This is a genomic window from Streptomyces sp. NPDC088246 (assembly GCF_044741025.1).
Taxonomy (GTDB): Bacteria; Actinomycetota; Actinomycetes; order Streptomycetales; family Streptomycetaceae; genus Streptomyces.
In genome coordinates, this window is record NZ_JBIURV010000002.1 from 100,074 (window position 1) to 119,813 (window position 19,740).

General features: G+C 69.3%; 23 protein-coding genes. 4 read left to right on the forward strand and 19 right to left on the reverse strand.

The window, feature by feature from the left end; all coding sequences use genetic code 11:
* Positions 1-175: 175 nt before the first annotated feature.
* The 18 genes from ACIPEK_RS03020 to proS all read right to left on the reverse strand — a co-directional run bounded on the left by ACIPEK_RS03020 (position 176) and on the right by proS (position 14,675).
* Positions 176-742 carry a TetR/AcrR family transcriptional regulator gene (locus tag ACIPEK_RS03020; RefSeq protein ID WP_383076467.1) on the reverse strand — a complete coding sequence of 189 codons (567 nt, stop codon included), beginning with the start codon at positions 740-742 and terminating at the stop codon, positions 176-178.
* Between the two features lie 117 nt (positions 743-859).
* Positions 860-1,696: an RNA polymerase sigma factor WhiG gene (gene whiG / locus ACIPEK_RS03025; protein ID WP_093899085.1), complete on the reverse strand. Its 837-nt coding sequence runs from the start codon at positions 1,694-1,696 to the stop codon at positions 860-862.
* Positions 1,697-1,938: 242 nt separating this feature from the next.
* Complete coding sequence (dprA, locus tag ACIPEK_RS03030) at positions 1,939-3,177, reverse strand: DNA-processing protein DprA (protein ID WP_401989916.1); 1,239 nt, start codon at positions 3,175-3,177, stop codon at positions 1,939-1,941.
* Complete coding sequence (locus ACIPEK_RS03035; protein ID WP_401989918.1) at positions 3,174-4,799, reverse strand: YifB family Mg chelatase-like AAA ATPase; 1,626 nt, start codon at positions 4,797-4,799, stop codon at positions 3,174-3,176. The genes dprA and ACIPEK_RS03035 overlap by 4 nt, the downstream gene beginning before the upstream one ends.
* A complete protein-coding gene (locus tag ACIPEK_RS03040) occupies positions 4,799-5,158 on the reverse strand; it encodes a YraN family protein (RefSeq protein WP_093899088.1) in 360 nt (119 codons plus the stop codon). Before ACIPEK_RS03040 ends, ACIPEK_RS03035 begins: the two co-directional genes overlap by 1 nt.
* Positions 5,159-5,294: 136 nt before the next feature.
* Positions 5,295-5,603, reverse strand: coding sequence for a DUF2469 domain-containing protein (locus tag ACIPEK_RS03045; protein ID WP_003965949.1), 309 nt, complete (start codon positions 5,601-5,603; stop codon positions 5,295-5,297).
* Positions 5,604-5,667: 64 nt separating this feature from the next.
* Entirely contained in the window at positions 5,668-6,156 is a 489-nt protein-coding gene (locus tag ACIPEK_RS03050; RefSeq protein ID WP_401989920.1) for an NUDIX hydrolase, read from the reverse strand.
* Positions 6,146-6,892 (reverse strand): signal peptidase I, encoded by a 747-nt coding sequence (lepB, locus tag ACIPEK_RS03055; RefSeq protein ID WP_401989922.1) that lies wholly within the window; start codon positions 6,890-6,892, stop codon positions 6,146-6,148. The genes ACIPEK_RS03050 and lepB (ACIPEK_RS03055) overlap by 11 nt, the downstream gene beginning before the upstream one ends.
* A gap of 51 nt (positions 6,893-6,943) precedes the next feature.
* Complete coding sequence (lepB, locus tag ACIPEK_RS03060; RefSeq protein ID WP_401990766.1) at positions 6,944-7,858, reverse strand: signal peptidase I; 915 nt, start codon at positions 7,856-7,858, stop codon at positions 6,944-6,946.
* Positions 7,758-8,834 (reverse strand): signal peptidase I, encoded by a 1,077-nt coding sequence (lepB, locus tag ACIPEK_RS03065; protein ID WP_401989924.1) that lies wholly within the window; start codon positions 8,832-8,834, stop codon positions 7,758-7,760. The genes lepB (ACIPEK_RS03060) and lepB (ACIPEK_RS03065) overlap by 101 nt, the downstream gene beginning before the upstream one ends.
* Complete coding sequence (lepB, locus tag ACIPEK_RS03070; protein WP_401989925.1) at positions 8,827-9,597, reverse strand: signal peptidase I; 771 nt, start codon at positions 9,595-9,597, stop codon at positions 8,827-8,829. Before lepB (ACIPEK_RS03070) ends, lepB (ACIPEK_RS03065) begins: the two co-directional genes overlap by 8 nt.
* A 45-nt stretch (positions 9,598-9,642) precedes the next feature.
* Complete coding sequence (rplS, locus tag ACIPEK_RS03075) at positions 9,643-9,993, reverse strand: 50S ribosomal protein L19 (RefSeq protein ID WP_093899094.1); 351 nt, start codon at positions 9,991-9,993, stop codon at positions 9,643-9,645.
* 129 nt (positions 9,994-10,122) lie between these two features.
* On the reverse strand, positions 10,123-10,944 hold the full coding sequence (gene trmD / locus ACIPEK_RS03080) for a tRNA (guanosine(37)-N1)-methyltransferase TrmD (protein WP_189279057.1): 822 nt from the start codon (positions 10,942-10,944) through the stop codon (positions 10,123-10,125).
* Complete coding sequence (gene rimM, locus ACIPEK_RS03085) at positions 10,944-11,528, reverse strand: ribosome maturation factor RimM (RefSeq protein WP_401989928.1); 585 nt, start codon at positions 11,526-11,528, stop codon at positions 10,944-10,946. Before rimM ends, trmD begins: the two co-directional genes overlap by 1 nt.
* A 79-nt stretch (positions 11,529-11,607) precedes the next feature.
* Positions 11,608-11,847: an RNA-binding protein gene (locus tag ACIPEK_RS03090; protein WP_005311361.1), complete on the reverse strand. Its 240-nt coding sequence runs from the start codon at positions 11,845-11,847 to the stop codon at positions 11,608-11,610.
* 2 nt (positions 11,848-11,849) lie between these two features.
* Positions 11,850-12,293: a 30S ribosomal protein S16 gene (gene rpsP, locus ACIPEK_RS03095; RefSeq protein ID WP_030928571.1), complete on the reverse strand. Its 444-nt coding sequence runs from the start codon at positions 12,291-12,293 to the stop codon at positions 11,850-11,852.
* Between the two features lie 157 nt (positions 12,294-12,450).
* Positions 12,451-13,044 (reverse strand): hypothetical protein, encoded by a 594-nt coding sequence (locus ACIPEK_RS03100; RefSeq protein WP_383076446.1) that lies wholly within the window; start codon positions 13,042-13,044, stop codon positions 12,451-12,453.
* A 215-nt stretch (positions 13,045-13,259) separates the two neighbouring features.
* Entirely contained in the window at positions 13,260-14,675 is a 1,416-nt protein-coding gene (proS, locus tag ACIPEK_RS03105) for a proline--tRNA ligase (RefSeq protein ID WP_401989930.1), read from the reverse strand.
* A 238-nt stretch (positions 14,676-14,913) separates the two neighbouring features.
* Here proS and ACIPEK_RS03110 point away from each other — a divergent pair, with 238 nt between their 5' ends.
* Complete coding sequence (locus ACIPEK_RS03110; RefSeq protein WP_401989932.1) at positions 14,914-15,774, forward strand: SAM-dependent methyltransferase; 861 nt, start codon at positions 14,914-14,916, stop codon at positions 15,772-15,774.
* Between the two features lie 31 nt (positions 15,775-15,805).
* Here the strand turns inward: ACIPEK_RS03110 and ftsH are convergent, their stop codons facing one another.
* Complete coding sequence (ftsH, locus tag ACIPEK_RS03115; RefSeq protein ID WP_401989934.1) at positions 15,806-17,719, reverse strand: ATP-dependent zinc metalloprotease FtsH; 1,914 nt, start codon at positions 17,717-17,719, stop codon at positions 15,806-15,808.
* Positions 17,720-17,884: 165 nt separating this feature from the next.
* On the opposite strand from ftsH, the gene yhfZ reads away from it, so the two are divergent.
* From yhfZ to ACIPEK_RS03130, 3 genes are all read left to right on the forward strand, one after another.
* Positions 17,885-18,823, forward strand: a complete 939-nt coding sequence (gene yhfZ, locus ACIPEK_RS03120) for a GntR family transcriptional regulator YhfZ (RefSeq protein ID WP_383076452.1) — start codon at positions 17,885-17,887, stop codon at positions 18,821-18,823.
* An 86-nt stretch (positions 18,824-18,909) separates the two neighbouring features.
* Positions 18,910-19,296: a PRD domain-containing protein gene (locus ACIPEK_RS03125; RefSeq protein ID WP_383076454.1), complete on the forward strand. Its 387-nt coding sequence runs from the start codon at positions 18,910-18,912 to the stop codon at positions 19,294-19,296.
* A gap of 67 nt (positions 19,297-19,363) precedes the next feature.
* Positions 19,364-19,720 (forward strand): DUF2620 domain-containing protein, encoded by a 357-nt coding sequence (locus ACIPEK_RS03130; protein ID WP_401989936.1) that lies wholly within the window; start codon positions 19,364-19,366, stop codon positions 19,718-19,720.
* The last annotated feature ends 20 nt before the right edge of the window (positions 19,721-19,740 follow it).

Below are 19,740 nucleotides of genomic sequence, written 5' to 3' on the forward strand. Positions count from 1 at the left end.
CTGACGCATATCTGGATCCGTTGTCGCTGCTGCCGCCGGAGCTGCTGCGACGGGGCCCGTCCCGGCTGCTGCCGGTGTTCGGCGTGCCGGAACCCCGGCCCGCGGCCGAGGGGTCCGGGGACGGACTCGCCGCCCCCGGCGTTCTGTTCGTCGGTGCCGCGGCGCGGCACCGACGTCAGTCCCGTACGCCCTGTACGCCTCGCAGGACCATGGCGACGGCGGTGTCCGCGATCACGGCCGGCTCCTCCGCCACGCCGAGTTCGATACGCCTCACCGCGGCGTCCACCGAGCCCTGCAGCAGCATCGCCGCCAGTCTCGGCTGCTCGTGGCCGAGATCGCCGAGCGCCTCGACGATCATGGCGATGAGCCCGCCGTGCGCGGCCCGGATCTTCTCGCGTGCGCCCGCGTCCAGCTCGCTCGCCGAGATCGCGACGACCGCCCGGTGGCGGCGGTCTCCGACGAGGTCGAGCTGCCGTCGCACGTAGGCCTCGATCTTTCCCACGGGCGTGGTGGCCTGCTCCATCGCGTTCTCGACCTCGGCCGCCCAGACGGGGAAGTCGACGGCGCAGAGCTCTTCGACGACGGCCGCACGGGAGCGGAAGTACTCATAGACGGAGGACCGGGCGAGGCCCGTGCGTTCGGCGAGGGCGGGGAAGGTCAATGCCTCCGTACCTCCCTCGGACAGCAGGGAGCGGGCAGCGTCCAGGAGGGCGCCGCGCTGCATGGTCCGGTGCTCGGCCACCGAGGCCGCTCGAATCCTGGGCACGCATCCACTCTACGGCGACCGGTGTCCGGGAGGGCGGGTGTGGCCCCGATCAGTGGCCGAAGCAGCCATGGCCGTCGGCAGCCGCTGGTGGCATCAGCGTCCGGCGTCGGCCAGTTTCGCGCGCAGTTGCAGCACCGACTTGGTGTGGATCTGGCTCACACGGCTCTCGGTCACCCCGAGCACATTGCCGATCTCGGCGAGGGTGAGGCCCTCGTAGTAGTAGAGCGTGACGACCGTCTTCTCGCGCTCCGGAAGCGTGTTGATCGCCCGGGCGAGCAGCCGTCTGAGCTCACGGTCCTCGGCGACCTCCACCGGATTGTCGGCGGCGGTGTCCTCCAGCGTGTCCATCAGGCTCAGCCGGTCACCGCCCTCGCCGCCGACATGCAGCAGTTCCTCCAGCGCGACCACGTTCGCCAGCGACAACTGGCTGAAAACCGCGTGCAGTTCCTCCAGCGCGATGCCCATCTCCGCAGCGACCTCCGGCTCGGAAGGCGTGCGTCGCAGCTGCGCCTCCAGCGTGGCATAGGCGCGTTCCACGGCTCGCGCCTTCTGGCGCACCGAGCGTGGGATCCAGTCCAGCGCACGGAGTTCGTCGATCATCGCGCCACGGATGCGGGTGATGGCGTACGTCTCGAATTTGATCGCGCGCTCGATGTCGAACTTCTCGATCGCGTCGATCAGTCCGAACACCCCTGAGGAGACGAAGTCCGCCTGCTCGACATTGGAAGGCAGGCCCACACTCACCCGGCCCGCGACGTACTTCACCAACGGCGAGTAGTGCAGGATCAGCTGCTCCCGCAGCCGCTCGTCGCCCGTGGACTTGTATGAACGCCACAACTCGTCGAGCGAGGAGGGGGCGGGGGGGCGCACAGTGCCACGCGCAGCCGGTGGTACTGCCGCGCGGTCAGACCCGGAGGTGTGCTGGGGCATGTGGTGCCTTGAGCCGTTCTGCCGTGAAGTGCTGGGGGACTTATGTCTGAGTCGGAATTCATGTGAGCGTAGCGTGACTGAGGCGTCGCGGTCCGCGCAGGACAGCGGATCGGCGCTGTGCGATTCCGGCCGATCGAACATGACTGAGGTCCGGGGCCGTCGCCACGTGCGCCGGCCCCGGAGGCGTCGCTGAAGGATCCGCCGAGGTCATCGGCATCACCTTTTCACCCGAATGCTCCAGGTCAAGTACCGCCTCGCCGCGCGTCGCCATTGCATGTCGGTCTCGGCGTCAACCGCCATCCATCGCCATCACGTTCGACGAACCCCAGTGAGTGCAGTTCGTACAGTCTGCCGAGCGCTTCATCGATGCTGGTTCCCGCACCGCGGGCCACATCGCGCCCGCCGACGGCGCCGCGGGACGGCAGCGCGTCAAGAACCCTGGCGGAGACCGCGTCCAGCAGGTCCCTGGGGTGTACGGGGCCGCGTCTGGCCGGAGCGAGTTCGCCGATGTCCCCCACCAGTTCGGCGACTTCCGAGGCATCCGTCACCAGGATTCCCTCCCCCCGGAGGAGTTCATGGACTCCCGCTGACAACCCGCTGGTGGCGGGGCCCGGCACGCCCATGGTGAAGCGGCCGAGCCGCTGCGCACTGCGTGCGGTGACCAGCGAACCGCTGCGGTATTCGGCCTCGACCACGACCGTCCCGCGCGTCAACGCGGCGATGACCCGGTTCCGGAGAATGAATCTGCGGCTGGTCGGATGATCGGACGGTGGTAATTCGCCGATGACGAGCCCCTGTTCCGCCATGCGTCCGATCAACTCGGCATGCCCCCGGGGATAGGCGACGTCCACCCCGCAGGCCAGGACCGCCATCGTCGCCCCGTCAACGGCGAGCGCGCCACGATGGGCTGCCCCGTCCACCCCGAACGCCGCTCCCGACACGACCACCCACCCCAGCTCCGCGAGCCCCGCGCCGAGGCTCGCCGCCATATGGGATCCGTACGGTGTGCAGGCACGGCTGCCGACCACGGCGACCGAGCGCAGTGCCCAGAGCCGCAGATCGCGCGGCCCCCGCACCCAGAGGCCGGTCGGCCTGGCGTCTGCCAGGTCGTCGAGCTGGCTGGGCCATTCCCGGTCGCCGGGGCAGACGAACCGCCCACCGAGCGCGGCGACCGCTGCCAGGTCCCGCTCGGGCTCGGCGCGCTCGGCCCGTAACCGGTATCCCTCCAGACGTTTCGGAGTCATTCCGCTCAGCCGCTCCGCGGCCCCGTCCCTGGTGGTGATCCGCCGTAACAGCTCGACGGCACCGCACGCGCGCAGCCAGCGGCCGCCGCGCTCGTCCCCCGGCTCCAGGATGCGGGTCAGCGCAGCCCGCGCCAGCCGTTCCCGATCACTCACCGCCACCCCCGGCCCCGTGCCCCGCGCCGGGTCCCGCGCCGGAAGGCACCCCGGTTCCTGCCCAGGGTCCGGCCACGGATTCATGACGCTCCGGCCTTCGTCAAGGCGCCCCGTGGGATCCCGGTCCGCAGTTCCAGCGCCACCGCGATGTCGGAGGCGTCCGGGCGGTCGGCACCGCGCAGATCGGCGACCGTCCACGCCACCCTGAGCACCCGGTCCAGGCCCCGTGCGGTGAGCGCGCCCCGTTCCATGTCCCGTTCGGCCTCCATCAGCGCGCCCGGTGCCACGACCAGCCGGGTCCGCAACTCATGGCCGGGCACCTCGCTGTTGGTGGTCCACACGGTGCCGGCCAACCGGTCCGCCGCCCGCGCCCTGGCCTCCCGGACCCGGGCCGCGACGGTGGCCGTCGACTCACCCCTGCCGCCCTGCCCCATCAGGTCCTCGCGCCTGACCGGGTCGACAACCACCCTCAGATCCACCCGGTCCAGCAACGGCCCGGAGAGTCTGGCCTGATAGCGCCGGACCATCGAGGGCGCGCACTCGCAACCGGCACCGCTGAGGGTGTGACGGCCGCACGGGCAGGGATTGGCGGCCAGCACCATCAGGAATCTGGCGGGCAACCGCACCACCCCGGCGCTGCGCGCCACCACCACATGCCCCGACTCCAGCGGCTGGCGCAGCGCATCCAGCGCCCGCACGGAGAATTCCGGCGCCTCGTCCAGAAAGAGAATCCCCCGGTGGGCCAGAGAGACCGCACCGGGCCGCGGCAGCCCGTTCCCCCCGCCCACCAGCGACTGCATGGTCGCCGAGTGGTGCGGTGCGCAGTACGGCGCACGGGTGACCAGTGGTTCCCCCGGCGGCAGAATGCCTGCCACCGAGTGCACCGCGGTGACTTCCAAGGACTCCTTCCTGGTCAGCGTCGGCAGAATCGCCGGCAGCCTTTCGGCCAGCATGGTCTTGCCGGCGCCCGGCGGTCCGGAGAGCAGCAGGTGGTGACCGCCCGCCGCGGCAACCTCCAGCGCCTTGCGGGGCCGCTCCTGCCCCGCCACATCCGCCAGATCCGGCGGGTTGCCCTCACCCTGCCCGGGCACCCGGGCGAGCCCGGTGCCGATACCCGCGCCGGGCACCATCAGCCCGGCCAGCATGGTGTCGGGGCGCCCCTCGTCGTGAGCCTGCCGCTCGTCCGGCACCGGCTCGTCGCAGAGCACCGCGATCAGCTGCCGCAGGCTCCGTACCCCGAGGACCGAGACCCCGGGCACCAGCGCCGCCTCCCCCGCGGTCTGCTCGGGCACGACGACCTGGCGGTACCCGGCCTCTGCCGCGGCGAGCACGGCAGGCAGCACGCCGCGCACCGGCCGCACCCGGCCGTCCAGCCCGAGTTCACCGATCATCACCACATCGGCGATGGAGGCCGGGTCGATCCGCTCGGCCGCGCCCAGCACCGCACAGGCAACCGCCAGATCGAAACCGGAGCCGCCTTTGGGTACGGAGGCCGGTGACAGGCCCACCGTGAGTTTCTTCTGCGGCCACTCGGCCCCTGCGTTCACAACAGCGGCCCTGACCCGGTCCCGGCTCTCCACCAGGCTCTTGTCCGGCAGCCCCACCAGGGTGAATGCGGCCACCCCCGCCTCCAGGTCCGCCTGGACCTCCACCACCACACCCTCGACGCCGACGAGCGCCACCGAACACGCCCGAGCGAACCCCATCAGGCCACCCCCCGCGCATGCTGGGCGACGGGTGCTCCGCGCCTGGGCAGCACGACGCCGACCAGGTCGATCCGGACCCCACCGGGCGGCGGACCGCCATGCCGGTGGAGCCAGATCCCGGCCAGCCGTCGCAGCCGCTCAGCCTTGACCGGTGTGACGGCTGCCATCGGATGCTCGAAGGCACCTGCCCTGCGGGTCTTCACCTCGCAGACCACGAGTGCGTCGCCGTCCATCGCGACGATGTCGATCTCACCGGCACGACAGCGCCAGTTCCGTTCCAGTACGGACATGCCGGCGTCGGTCAGCAGCCGCGCCGCCAGATCCTCGCCGTACCGCCCGAGTGCCCCCCGTGCGTTCATATCGGCACCACCTCCGGCACCGACTCTGACGCGTCCGGTCCCAGCTGGTGGATCTTGGTGGACAACTCCGGGATTGTGGATAACTCAGCCACCCGGAAGTGGGAATCCATCCCCCTGAAGAGCACGCAAAATGGGCTCAGCCACCCGGAAGTTCGAGATCGCTCTTGTTGAGCTCCTCGATGTTGACGTCCTTGAACGTCAGCACCCGTACCTGCTTGACGAACCGTGCGGGCCGGTACATGTCCCAGACCCAGGCATCCGCCATGGATACTTCGAAAAACACCTCACCCTGAACCGAGTGCACCTGCATCTCGTAGTCGTTGGTGAGGTAGAAACGCCGTTCGGTCTCGATCACATATTTGAACAGACCGACGACGTCTCGGTACTCCCGGTAGAGCTTCAGCTCCATCTCGGTCTCGTACTTTTCGAGGTCCTCGGCGCTCATTGGCATGTTCCCCTTCAGCCGTGCGTGCCCCCATTGTGCGCCAGGCTCCGGCACCCCTGGGCGCTTAGGCGATTTCGGGAGCCAGAACCAGTGGCGTACGCGGAGGACCCTCGTCGAGCAGCGTGCGCAGCAGCTCGGCGAGTCTGGTCGGGTACACCGTCTCACGCGCCACCGACAGTTCGGCGGAGGTCCACCACCTCAGACCTGCGACGCTGCGCTGCTCCAGCCCGGTCAGCCCACTGGTATCGGTGGCGGTCTGCGTCGTACGTGCCAGGAAGTACCACTCGTCCTGGTTCCAGCGGCGCCCGTCGAACGGGAACGAGCACATCCGCTGCCAGAGCAGCGGGCCCAGCTCGACATCGGTGATCCCGGTCTCCTCCGCGAGCTCCCGCAGCGCGGCCTGTTCCCGGGTCTCGTCGCCCTCCAGACCGCCGCCGGGGGTGAACCACCAGGTGCTCTCGGGGTCCTCCGGCTCGAACCCGTGTATCAGAAGAATGCGGTCGTCGGGGTCCAGGAGCACCACCCTGGCGGCCTTCCGCTCCTCAACAAGCATCGGCAGTCACCCTTTCGCGCTTGCTCCGTGCCGACCGCGCGGACCGTGCCGCGATCGGGCCGGATGCGGCACCGACGAGGATGAGCACCACACCCGCCACCACGGCCCCGAGCTGCAGCTGCAGCGGTCCGGGCGACGACACCCCACCGGGAAAAGAGGCGAAGGTCTGCGGCCGTCCGACCATCCCGCCCAGCGGCCAGGCAATGGCGTCCACCCGGGCCTGCACCGCGCTGCGCGGCACGGAGCCCTGCCCCGGGTCGTCCAGGTGGACCCGGGAGTCCAGCGAGGCGCTGCGCTCGTCCCCGAGCAGGAAGAGCTGCCCCTTGGGAACATCGGCCGTGAAGTCGTTCACCGAAGCGAGGCCCTTGGTCTGCAGATACGGTTCCTCAATGGGTTTGCCGTTGACGGTGAGACGGCCCTTGTCGCAGCAGGCGATCTTGTCGCCGCCGATCCCGACGACCCGCTTCACCATTGGCATGTCACCCCACACCGGATCGGTGAAGACCACCACGTCGCCCCGGTGCACCTCGCTGCCGTCGATCCGCTGTGCGAGCACCCGGTCGCCGGCGTGCACCGTCGGTGTCATCGACTCGGTCGGCACGGTGTACGGCTTGTACACCACGGCTCCCCAGGCGAAGCCGCCGAGGAAGAGCACACAGCCGACGGCCACGGCCAGCCCCGACAGCATGCTGCCGAGCCGGCCGTGGCCGTCACCCGTACGTCCTGTTCCACTCATCCCAGCGTCCCCCACCTCGGAGATCGACAATCGCTGATCCGAGTCGGCACCCTACCCGGCGGTACGCTCGCTGGTCAGCCTCCTGCGACGCCACAACACGAGCGGCAGCGCTCCGGCTGCACCGAGTGCTCCCGGAGCCAGGCCCATCGCCGTGTTGATCCCCGACCGGTCATTGATCCCCGGCTGGTCGAAGGTCTTCGGGACGGGCAGGGTCGCCCAGCGGTTGATCGGCCACGCCACGACGATGGCCCGGCCGACGACCTCGTCGTTGGAGACCGTGCCGCCGCCCGGCAGCTCCTGGTGGTAGCGGGAGTCGAGGGAGTTCTGGCGGTGGTCGCCCATCACCCAGATCCGGCCCTCGGGCACCTTGATCGGGCCGAACGGCTCGTCATTGCAGGGGGTGTTCCCCGGGAAGATGAACGACTGGTCGTCCAGCGCCTTGCCATTGACGATGACCGGGCCGTTCTTCTTGCACTCCACCGTGTCGCCGCCGACTCCGATGACCCGCTTGATCAGGTCCTTCTCCTCGACGGACGGCATCAGTCCGATGAAGCTGAGGAACTTCTGCACCACATTCGGATTGGGCGTCCGGGTGTCCTCCAGCCAGCCGCCCGGGTCGTGGAAGACCACGACCTCGCCACGCTTGGGCTCCGCGCCGAACCAAGGGGTCAGCTTGTCGACCAGCACCCGGTCGCCCCGCTGGAGCGTGTCCTGCATCGAGTCCGAGGGGATCGAGAACGCCTGCACCAGAAACGTCTTGATCAGCAGCGCGAGAACCAGCGCGATGCCGATGAGCAGGGGCAGCTCCTTCCAGAAGGAGCGTGGCTTCTTCTGGGACGTACTACCGCCGTTCGGAGATTGGCCGTCACCCTCCGTGTTGTCCGCCGCTCCGGCGGACTGGCCGCTCTCCGGATTCTCCGGCCGGTCCTCGGGTTCGTCGTGTCCGGATCGTGCGCCGACCGCCAAATCCCCCACATCCACTCCTTACTCCGTGCCACCGCCTGCGCCCTAGCCGGTGCAGGCCCACCACTCCCATAACGAGCGGGAGTTCCGCAGGGGTCGGGAGAGGGATCATTCCATCGGGATCCTTGGACGACACACTATTCGACAGGCCCGACGCAGCAGCCGTCCCGGCGCGCGCGTCAGGGACGGAGTCGAATGTCGCCGGTTCCTCCAGTTTTCGCCAGTGCCCGAAAGGCCAGGCGATCACCACAGCCCGTCCCACGACCTCGTCCTCGGAAACCGTGCCGTGTTCCGGCTCGTCCAGGTGATAGCGCGAATCGGCCGAATCGGACCGATGGTCGCCCATCACAAAGATCCGCCCGGCCGGAACCTTTACCTCGAATTTGATGAGGGAGGGCGGATTGCCGGGATGCAGATAGGGCTCGTCCAGCGGTACGCCGTTGACGGTGATCCGGCCGTTCTTGTCGCAGCACTTCACCGTGTCGCCGCCGACCGCGACCACCCGTTTGATCAGATCCTGTTCGTCGTCGGACGGCAGCAGCCCGATGAAGGTCAGTGCCTCCTTCACCTGCTTGACGACGACGGGCGAGTCCTTCTTCCCGGCATTCTCCTGCTTCAGCCAGTCACCCGGGTCCTTGAAGACGACGACATCGCCGCGCTGAGGCCTGGATCCGAACCAGGGCGTCAGCTTGTCCACGAGCACCCGGTCGCCGATCCGGATGGTCTGCTCCATCGACCCCGACGGGATCACGAAGGCCTGCACCAGGAAGGTCTTGAGCACGAGCGCGATCACCAGCGCCACGGTGATGAGAAGGGGGATCTCCCGCACGGCCGACCTGCGTCGCCGCCGCTTGACCTTGCGGGCCAGTTTGCGCCGTTCCGCCCTGGTCGGCAGCGAGCGCGCGGCAGTCGGCCGACTGCCGGTCGGCAGCGGTATCTCGGCGTCGGACCCGTCCTGCCGCCGCCCGCGGTTACCCATGGGCCCTGCCCGTCGGCCGAACGCCGACGAAGGCGGAGCTGTCCGGCAGCGAGCCCTGTCGGCCCAGCGGCCAGCCGATCCAGTCCACCCTGCCGATCACCATGTCGAACGGGACCATGCCACCGCCCGGTTCTCCCAGGTGGTCACGTGAGTCGCGGGAATTGCTGCGGTGGTCGCCCATCATCCACAGCGTGCCGTCGGGCACGACGATGTCGAAGCGCACCCCGGACGGCGCATCTCCCGGATACAGGTAGCCCTCATCGACCGGCCGGCCATTCACCTCGACCCTTCCGCGCCTGTCGCAGCAGACCACCCGGTCGCCTCCCACGCCCACCACCCGCTTCACGTAGTCGGTCTCGGCAGGCTCTGCCAGCCCCAAGGACGCTGCCACACCGTGCAGCAGCCCGGTGACGGGATTCTCCTGGGGAGCTTCCTGCACGAACGATCCGGTGCCGTCGAATACCACCACATCGCCGCGCTTCGGGACGGAGCCGAAACGGTACGCCAATTTGTTGACCAGCACCCGGTCCCCCACTCGCAGTGTCGGCTCCATCGAGCCGCTGGGAATCAGGAAGGGCTGCACCACGAAGGCGCTGAGGAGCAGCACGAAGACCGAGCAGACGGCTCCGAGTGCGGCGGTCCGCCGCCACGAGATCGAGGCGGTCAACCGGTCCGGGATACGCGAGGAGCGCGGCCCCTCCTCCGACCCTGCTGCGGGTGCGGAGGAGCGGTCGCGCTCCGAGGGCTTGGCTTCCGTGTCCATCGGGGCCAGAGCTTATCCGGCCGTCCTGTGGACCTGGGAGTCAGCTCAGTTGTCGCGCTTCTCCTTGATCTTCGCGGCCTTGCCGCGCAGCTCACGGAGGTAGTACAGCTTGGCGCGACGGACGTCACCGCGGGTGACGAGCTCGATCTTCTCGAAGATCGGGCTGTGCACCGGGAAGGTGCGCTCGACGCCGACGCTGAAGGAGACCTTGCGGACCGTGAAGGTCTCGCTGACGCCCGAACCCTGGCGGCGGATGACTACGCCCTTGAACTGCTGGATACGGGAGCGGTTGCCCTCGATCACTCGGACGTGGACGTTGACGGTGTCACCGGGGCGGAACGCCGGGACGTCGGTACGCAGCGATGCGGCGTTGACGCCATCGAGCAGGGAAGCCATGTTGTCTGCTTTCTTCGCCGATGCCACAGGTCATCGACGGGAGATAGTAAGGAGATGGGGGTGCTGATCGCGTCGGGCGGGCGTCGTTCCCCCTGTGGCAGGGGCGCACACCGGACGTACAGCAGCGGCCTATTCTTCCACGGCCTCGGGCCTGCGCCAAAATCGGCCACCGGGCTCCGGCGACCAGCCGAGGATGGAGAGGATCTCGCGGTCCTTCTTGTCGAAGCCGCTCGCCTCGCAGCGCTCGATGAGATCGGGCCGGTTGCGCGCGGTGCGACGGAACGCCTCGTCCCGCCGCCAGCGTGCGATCTTCCCGTGATGACCACTGAGCAGGACATCCGGGATGCCCCTGCCGCGCCACTCGGGCGGCTTGGTGTAGACGGGCCCCTCCAGCAGGTTGGCCATCTCGCCGGGGGCGAAGGAGTCGTCCCGGTGCGATTCGGCGTTGCCGAGCACGCCGGGCAGCAGCCGGGCCACCGCCTCCGTGATCACCAGCACCGCGGCTTCCCCGCCGGCCAGCACATAGTCCCCGATGGACACCTCGACGACCGGCATGCGGGTCGCGTACTCGTCCATCACCCGCCGGTCGATGCCCTCGTAGCGGGCCGGCGTGAAGATCAGCCAAGGCCGCTCGGAGAGCTCGACGGCGAGCTCCTGGGTGAACGGACGGCCGCTGGGTGTGGGCACCACGAGGACCGGGGAGTGCGCCCCGGCCTCGTACCCGCCCGCCAGGGCGTCGTCCAGCGCCTCGCCCCACGGCTCGGTCTTCATGACCATGCCGGGGCCGCCGCCGTACGGGGTGTCGTCGACCGTGTTGTGCCGGTCGTACGTCCAGTCCCGCAGGTCGTGCACGTGCACATCGAGGCGGCCGCGCGCACGGGCCTTGCCGACGAGGGAGACGTTCAGCGGTTCCAGGTACTCCGGGAAGATCGTGACGACGTCGAGGCGCATCAGGCGTCCTTCCCGGACTCGGGCGCCTCGTCCTCGTCGCCCTCTTCGTCGCGCGAGGAGGCGATCACGGCCTGGCTCTCGTCGATCAGACCGGGCGGCGGGGTGATCACCGCGCGCTGCTCTTCCAGGTCGATCTCGGTGACGATCTCCTCGACGAACGGGATCATCACCTCGCTGCCGTCCGGCCGCTCGACGATGAAGAGATCCTGGGACGGCAGATGCGTGATCTCGGTGATCCGGCCGATCTCGGTGCCGTCGGCGAGGACCACGTCGAGGTCCATGAGCTGATGATCGTAGAACTCCTCGGGGTCCTCGGGGAGTTCCGCCGGGTCGACCTCGGCGATCAGGAGCGTGTTGCGCAGGGCCTCGGCAGCCGTACGGTCACGTACGCCCTCGAAGCGGAGCAGCAGCCGTCCGCTGTGCACCCGGCCGGTCTCGATCGTCAGCGGTCCGACGGTGGCCGGTTCGGTGGCGAGCACGGCCCCGGGCGCGAGCCGCAGCTCCGGTTCGTCCGTACGCACCTCGACGGTGACCTCGCCCTTGATGCCGTGGGCACGGCCGATCCGCGCGACTACCAACTGCACCTTGTGTCTCTCCTGTCATACGACGACGGGCCGGGGCGGGCGCATGGCCCTCCCCGGCCCGTGCCGGTGTTCAACTCTGTCAGCGAACCTGATCCACATCGACGAGGTCGACGCGGATGCCACGGCCGCCGATGGCGCCCACGACGGTACGCAGTGCGCGTGCGGTGCGGCCGTTGCGGCCGATCACCTTACCGAGGTCGTCGGGGTGGACCCGGACCTCGAGTACGCGACCACGTCGCAGGTTGCGCGAGGCGACCTGCACATCGTCGGGGTTGTCGACGATGCCCTTCACGAGGTGCTCGAGAGCCTCCTCGAGCATGCTCAGGCCTCGGTCGACTCGGCGGGCGCAGCCGCGTCAGCAGCCTCGTCCGCCTTCTTGTCGGCCTTCTTCGCCTTCTGCGTGATGGCCTCGCCCTTGGACTCCTCGCCGGTGTCCTTGGCCAGGGCCTCGAACAGGGCGCGCTTGTCGGCCTTGGGCTCCGGCTGCAGCAGCGGCGCGGGGGCCGGGAGACCCTTGTGGGCCTGCCAGTCGCCGGTGAGCTTCAGGATCGCGAGAACCGGCTCGGTCGGCTGGGCGCCGACGGACAGCCAGTACTGCGCACGCTCCGAGTTGACCTCGATGCGCGAGGGATTCTGCACCGGGTGGTACAGGCCGATCTCCTCGATGGCCCGGCCATCACGGCGGGTACGGGAGTCGGCGACGACGATGCGGTAGTGAGGCGAACGGATCTTGCCCAGACGCTTCAGCTTGATCTTGACTGCCACGGAAGTGGTGTCTCCTGGTCTATGACGTGGTTGGGCACAACGAAGATGCCACGTGGGGTTGCGGTACTCGGGTGCCCGATGGACGCGTCAGCCGGAGGAGAGAGGGGTCCTGTGCGACTGTCGAGTACAGCTTGCCATTGTGCCACACCACATCGGGTCACCCCACCGCGACCGCGGCTTCCGGGATACGGAACGGCTTTCCGCAGCCACCGCAGACGATCGGCGCCTGCGCCAGGACCGACGGGACGACTCGCACATTGCGTCCGCAGTCGCAGACGGCCTTGACGCGGACGCCTCCGCCGGAGGAGCCGTGCCGGGCGGCCGGGCCACGGAAGGAACGCTTGGTGTCGGCGGCGGTGGCGACCGTATGCGCCTTGAGGGCGCGCTGCAGCCGCTCGTTCGTCGGGCGGTATCTGCGCTTGGCCTCGGGGTTGAGCGTGACCAGCGAGAAGCCACTGCTGGGGTGCGGCTCCTCGGCATGGTCGAGGCCCAGCTCCTCGGCGATCGCGAGGAATCGACGGTTGTGGTAACGGCCGGCTCGAGAGGTGTCGCGGACACCTCTCGCGGCGGCGATGCCATGGACTGCCTCGTGCAGCAGTCGTTCGAAGGAGAGCTCGGCGCCACAGGCGGACGAGGACTCTCCGATCAGGGACTCGGGCGCGGCTAGATCCGGCAGCTCGGGGTGGTACCGCTGAATGTCGGCCCACGCCTGTGCCAGCTCTGCGGCAAGTACAGGTGGTGTCGTGCTCACGTCGTGACAACGAGCGCGAGTGCCCAGGTGTTCCGATTCCGGGCCATCCCAAATAATTTGCACGTACCAGTCAGTTGCCGTTGATGCGTCGTGACGAGGGCGGGTGCGCAGATCTGCGGAGAAGTCTCACAGCTCACACCAAGGTGGTACGTAGCGACCCGTACGCCCGGACGCGTAGGAGGCAACCGTACGCCGGAGTGCCGAGCGGCTCCGCGTCAGTAGGCGCGGGCCACCAGGGCGACAGTACCGGGGGCGTCGTCCGCGTCCGGCACCGACCCGTCCTCGGCGACCAGGCACCGTACGGACACCCCGTGCTCCGCGAGCCGGGCCTCCCCCGCCGCACCGAGGGCCGACCAGTCGATACGCGCCCAGCCGCCCGCGGCCGCCGCCTCCACCGCCTCTTCGACGGACGCGACGTCACTGGTGGACGACTCGCGCCGGCTCCGGGACTCCCTCAGCAGTGCCGCCTGGTCCTCCTCGAGAACCGCCGGAAGCAGCGCGGGCAGGGCCTCGATCGCGACCGGCTCCTTTCCGCCGGGGATGCGCCGGGCCAGCATCGCGGTGCTGTCCTCCAGATCGCGCGGGCCGATCTCGATCCGTACCGGCACGCCCTTCAGCTCCCAGTCGACCGCGCGGCGGCCGAACGGGGTGTCGGTGCGGTCGTCGACCTCGGTCCTGATCCCGGCGGCGCGCAGCCGCTCCCCGATGGACCGGACCGCGGTCAGCACCGCTTCGTCCCCCTTGATCGCGAGGACGACCGCCTGGACGGGCGCGAGCCGCGGCGGCACCCGGAGGCCGTGATCGTCACCGTGCGCCATGATCAGCCCGCCGACCATCCGGGTCGACGAGCCCCATGAGGTCTGCCAGACCAGTTCCTGCCTGCCTTCCCTGGACAGGTAGCTGGTGTGGAAGGCCTTGGCGAAGTTGGTGCCGAGCTCATGGCTCGTACCCATCTGCAGGGCCTTGCCGTCCCGCATCATCCCTTCGAGCGTCAGGGTGTTGACGGCCCCGGCGAACCGCTCGGCGGGGGTCTTGCGGCCGAGGACCACATCGATGCCCAGCACGTTGACCATGAAGTCCGCGTAGACGTCCCGGTGGATGTACGCCGCGTACTCCCGGGCCTCCTCGTAGGTGGCATGGGCGGTGTGGCCCTCCTGCCAGAGGAATTCCGTCGTACGGAGAAAGACCCGCGGGCGCATCTCCCAGCGCACGACGTTCGCCCACTGGTTGATCAGCAGCGGCAGATCCCGGTAGCTCTGCACCCACTTCGAGAAGTACTCGTTGATGATCGTTTCGGACGTCGGCCGCACCACCACGGGCTCTTCGAGCTCTTTTCCACCGGCGTGGGTCACGATCGCGAGCTCCGGTTCGAAGCCCTCGACGTGCTCGGCTTCGCGTGTCAGGTAAGACTGGGGGATGAAGAGCGGGAAGTAGGCGTTCCGGGCGCCCGCCTGTTTGATTCGGGCATCCATCTCCTGCTGCATCCGCTCCCACAGGCCGTATCCGTACGGCCGGATGACCATGGTGCCGCGCACCGGACCGTTGTCCGCGAGTTCGGCCTTGTTGATCAGATCCTGGTACCAGCGGGGAAAGTCCTCGGCCTGGGGCGTGAGAACGGGTGCCTTTGCCATGGCGCGCATCGTACGGCGATACCGCCCACCACACAGGGCGACGGGCCCCGCTTCCACGGGCCGTCCCCACGGGCGCACCACCGGAGCACGCAAGCATCGCCATCACACCCCTGGACGCGGACGCGGATACGCAGTTCTCTGACATACGGGGGGAGCGGGCGCACACGCACAGGGGGACATCCACTCGGGGCACGACCGATCGGACATGACCGACCTCTCGGCGGATTGGGGCGCTTCCATGACACCAACGCTCGTCCGGCACCACAGCAACGCGAACACGGCCACCCCGGTGGACTCCGGTAACCGTGCCCGGGACTGGGCCGAGATTCAGGAGCGAATGCTCGCACCGCTGTACGAAGCGGTGTACGAGCGGCTCGAAGTGGGAAGCGGCACCCGGCTGCTCTCCCTCGGCTGCGGCTCCGGTCTCGCGCTGCTGATCGCGGCCACGCGCGGGGCGCTCGTCACCGGCGTCGACACCGACCCCGAACGGCTGGCACTCGCCCGGGCCCGGCTGCTGCCCGGGCCGGGGAGCGACGCCGGGCATCCGGCCGGGCATCCGCGGCTCCTGGACGGCGATCCGTCCGCGGCCGCCCCTGCCGACGGAACGCCGTACAACCTGCTCACCGCGTTCACCCCGATCGGCTGCTCGTCCGGCGACGGGGAAGGGCTCGTGGACGCGCTGCGGTCCGCCGTACCGCTGGCCGCCCGGGGCAGCACGGTCGTACTGACCGGGTGGGGTCCGCCGGAGCGGTGCGCGACGGCGCCGGTGCTGCGGGTGGCGGGCCGGCTCTCCGACGGGTCGCGGGCGCCGCGTGCGGGCGGCTGGCGGCCGTGGAGCCGGGACGATCTGGAAGAAGTGGCGTTCCGGGCCGGGCTGAATCCGGACGGCTCCGGCCGGGTCGCGTGCCCGTTCGGGTACGCGGACATGGACAGTGCGGTGCGGGGGCTGCTGTCGACGCGGCTCTTCGATACGGCGGTGCGGGCGACGGACCGGGACCAGGTGGCCGAAGAGGTCGCGGAGGCCCTGCACCCGCACCGGCGCCGGGACGGCACGATCTGGATGCCGAACGTCTTCCGCTATCTCGTGTGCACCACCTGAGCCATTCCGTGAACCTCGTGTGCACCGGCGGCTACTTGCCCAGACGGGTGATGCCGGCCGCTCGGTAGGCGGCGGCCTCGTCCAGCGTCTCGCTCTCCAGCAGCGCCGCGGCCAGCGAGTCCAGCCTGTCCCGGTTCTCGCCCAGGAGCCGGCAGGCCACCTCGTAGCACTCGTCGACGATGCGCCGCATCTCGCCGTCCACCGCGTCGAGCGTCGCCGGGGCTGCGGAGAGTCCGTACGCCTGCTGGGCATCGCTCGGGATCGCCGTCAGCCTGCCCACCTTGTGGCTCATGCCCCAGCGGCCGACCATGCCGCGGGCCAGGTTGGTGACCTGTTCCAGGTCGCTCTCCGCACCTGTGGTGACCATGCCGAAGACCACCTGCTCGGCAGCCATGCCGCCGAGCGCACCGATGATGCGGCCACGCAGATACTCCTCGGTGTACGCGTACTTGTCGGCGTCCGGCGTCGAGATGGTGACGCCCAGGGCCCGGCCGCGCGGCACGATGGTGACCTTGCGGACCGGGTCGGCGCCCGGCTGGAGCATGCCGAGCAGGGCGTGGCCGCTCTCGTGGTACGCGGTCCTGCGGCGTTCCTCGTCCGACATGACCAGTGAGCGCTCCGCCCCCAGCTGGACCTTCTCCAGGGCGTCCGAGAGATCGGACTGGCTGACCTCGGACTGCCGGCGCTTGACCGCGAGCAGCGCGGCCTCATTGGCCAGGTTGGCGAGATCGGCGCCCGTCATACCAGGGGTCGTACCGGCGACCTGGGCCAGATTCACATCCTCGGCAAGCGGGATCTGACGGGTGTGGATCTCCAGGATCGCCTCTCGGCCGCCTCTGTCCGGCGGGCTCACCTGAACGATCCGGTCGAAGCGGCCGGGCCGGGTGAGGGCGGGGTCGAGGACGTCGGCGCGGTTGGTGGCGGCGAGGACGACGACGCCCTCCGAACCGGAGAAACCGTCCATCTCGGTGAGGATCTGGTTGAGGGTCTGCTCGCGCTCGTCGTGGCCGCCCATGCCGGAACCGCCGCCGCGGGCCCGGCCGATGGTGTCGATCTCGTCGATGAAGACGATGGCGGGGGCGACCTTGCGTGCCTCCGCGAAGAGTTCCCGCACCCGGCTCGCACCGACGCCGACGATCATCTCGATGAATTCGGAGGCCGATGCCGAGAAGAACGGCACTCCGGCCTCGCCCGCGACGGCCCGTGCGAGCAGTGTCTTGCCGGTGCCGGGCGGTCCGGCGAGGAGCACTCCCCCGGGCATCCGGGCACCCATCTTCCGGTACGCCTGCGGGTTCTTCAGGAAGTCCACGACGTCGTTGAGCTCGCCCTCGACCTCGTCGATCCCGGCCACGTCCTGGAAGGTGGTGCGCTTGCCGCTCTCCAACTCGACGGGCTTGGGCGGCGCCTTGCGCCCGAAGCCGCCCATCCCGCCGCCCATGCCCCTGGACATCCGCCGGGCGATGAACACCCAGAGCAGGACGAGCAGCAGCATCGGGGCCAGCGAGATCAGCAGATTCGCAAGGAAGCTGCGCTGCTGGACGACCGGCTCGGCGGTGACCGTGACATCGCCCTTGACCAGTTCGGCCCAGAGGTTGTCGTCCGCGAAGGCAGGCCGCTGAGTGACGAACTCGGTGTATTTCTTGTCGCTCCCCGGGACCTTCGCCTCCTTCTTGAGCTGTCCCTGGATGGCATCGCCCTTGGAGTAGATCTTGGAGACATTGCCCGAGGTGACCTGCTTGCTGAACTCCGTGTACGCGATCGTCCGCTCCTGTGCCCCGTTGAAGAAGGACAGCACCAGATTGGCGATCAGATAGACGGCGAGCGCGGTCAGCAGCAGCCCGCCCCAGCCTCCCGGCATCTTGCGGCCCGGCGGCGGGGGCGGCGGGGCGCCCTCGGAGCGCCATGGCTGATCGGTTCGATCGCGGGGAGGTACGGGGGTGGTCACGCGCGCTCCTCTGCCGACAGCCAGTGAATGTGACATTAGACGAGAAATCGACCCAAAGCCCCTTGTAGGCCCAGCCAGTGGGCCCACCGGGGGAAGCGGCGGGCGGCGAATGAACCCCTCGCGGACTCCTTGTCAATATCCAGAATCCTGTTTACTGTTTGATTCGTGAACGATTTCGATGACCGCTTCCTCACCCGGAACGGCCTCGCCGCCCGGCAGCTCGCCGTCCTGCTGCTCAACCATGAGCCGGACACCCGCCTGCCCCGCGTACGCGACTTCGCCGAGGAGCTGGGCTGCGGAAACGGGACCGTTCAGGCGGCCCTGCAGCTGCTGGAGGATTCCGGGGCGATCGAGACGACCGCCCGCGGCCATCTCGGCACGTTCCTCGTCCGCTCGGACCGCTCCATCCTCTGGCGGCTGTCCGGACTCGGCACACTGCTCGCCGCGATGCCGCTCCCGTACTCACGCAGGTACGAAGGCCTGGCGACCGGACTGCGCAGCGCCTTCGAGGAGGCGGGCGCCCCGTTCGCGATCACGTTCATGCGGGGCGCCGGAGCCCGCACTGCCGCGTTGCTGGAGGGCAAGGTCGACCTCGTCGTCCTGTCCCGCTTCGCGGCCGACCAGCTGATCGCCGAGCACCCGGTGGAGCTGGTCGCCGACCTGGGCCCCGCCACCTACGTCGGCGCGCACGGCATGCTGCTGCGGCACGGCGTCGACCTGGACTCCCCCGGACTGCGGGTGGCCGTCGACCACGCATCCGAGGATCTGCGGATGCTCGTGGAGCGGGTCTTCGCCGGCCGGAAGGACATCGAATGGCTGGATGTCTCGTACATGCAGCTGCGCGACCTCTTCGCCCGCAACGAGGTCGACGCCACCGTCTGGAACCTGGACGAGGTGCAGGACCGGCTCGGGCTCGGCGTCGACGTGCTCCCGCTCGGCGACGAGGTCACCCGGGAGCTGTCGCTGCGCAACTCCAGCGCTGCCGTCATCGGCCGGACCGACGGGGCGAAGGCCCTCGCCGCGGTCCGGGACTCACTCGATCTGTCCCTGGTGACCCGGCTGCAGAGCGAAGTGCTGCGGGGCGAGCGCGTGCCCTCGTACTGACCGGCGGGTCGGGTGACGTAGATCTCGCGCGACACCCGTGATCAAAATACAGAATCCTGGTTACTGTTGATTTTAGGAGGATCACCATGGACGACCAGCTCGCACTGCGGATCCAGCTCTTCCGCGAAGGCGGTCAGGTCCGGCCCGATGTGGCCGACTTCGTCACCGCCGAGCTGACCGCCCTCGAAGCCGACGGCCGCACCGTCACCGAAGCGACCGCGGGCATGCTGACCAGCCATCTGATGATGGCGCTCACCCGGCTGCTCGACGGCGAACCGATCGAACAGTTCCTCACCGACGACCAGGTCGCCGCCGAACTGGCCGGACACCCCGACGCCGTCGAACGTGCCCGCGCCGTATCCGCGCGGGCCGAGCGGGAGCTCGGCGCCGCGCTCCCCGACTCGGAGGTCAACTTCCTCGGCATGCACCTCGCCGTCCTGGCCCAGCAGTCACCGGCCACCCCCGCTTCGTGACCGGTCCCGGCGCACGGAACAGACACGCCCCGGCACGCGGAAACAGACACAGAGAGAAGAGACAGCCATGACGAAGATCCTCACCGGTGGAGTCGGCAAGGTCGAGGTCGCCCAGGCCATCGGCAAGCTCGGGATCGACTCCCTCGACGTCGTCACCTCCAGCGACATGGACGCAGCGATGAAGCTCCGTGTCGGGCAGGCCGACTACTACCTCGGTACGTGCCACACCGGTGCCGGTGCCTCCCTCGGCGTCCTCGTCGGCCTCATGGGCAGCGCCGCCTGCCACACCTTCGGCCGCAGCGTGCCCACCGAGGAGCAGATCAGCGCCCTGATCGCCGACGGCAAGAAGGTCTTCGGCTTCTCGATGGACCAGATCGACGCCATCGCCCCACTCATGGCGCGCGCCATCGCCGCCCGCGGCTGATCCGGCCGCATCTCCCCATC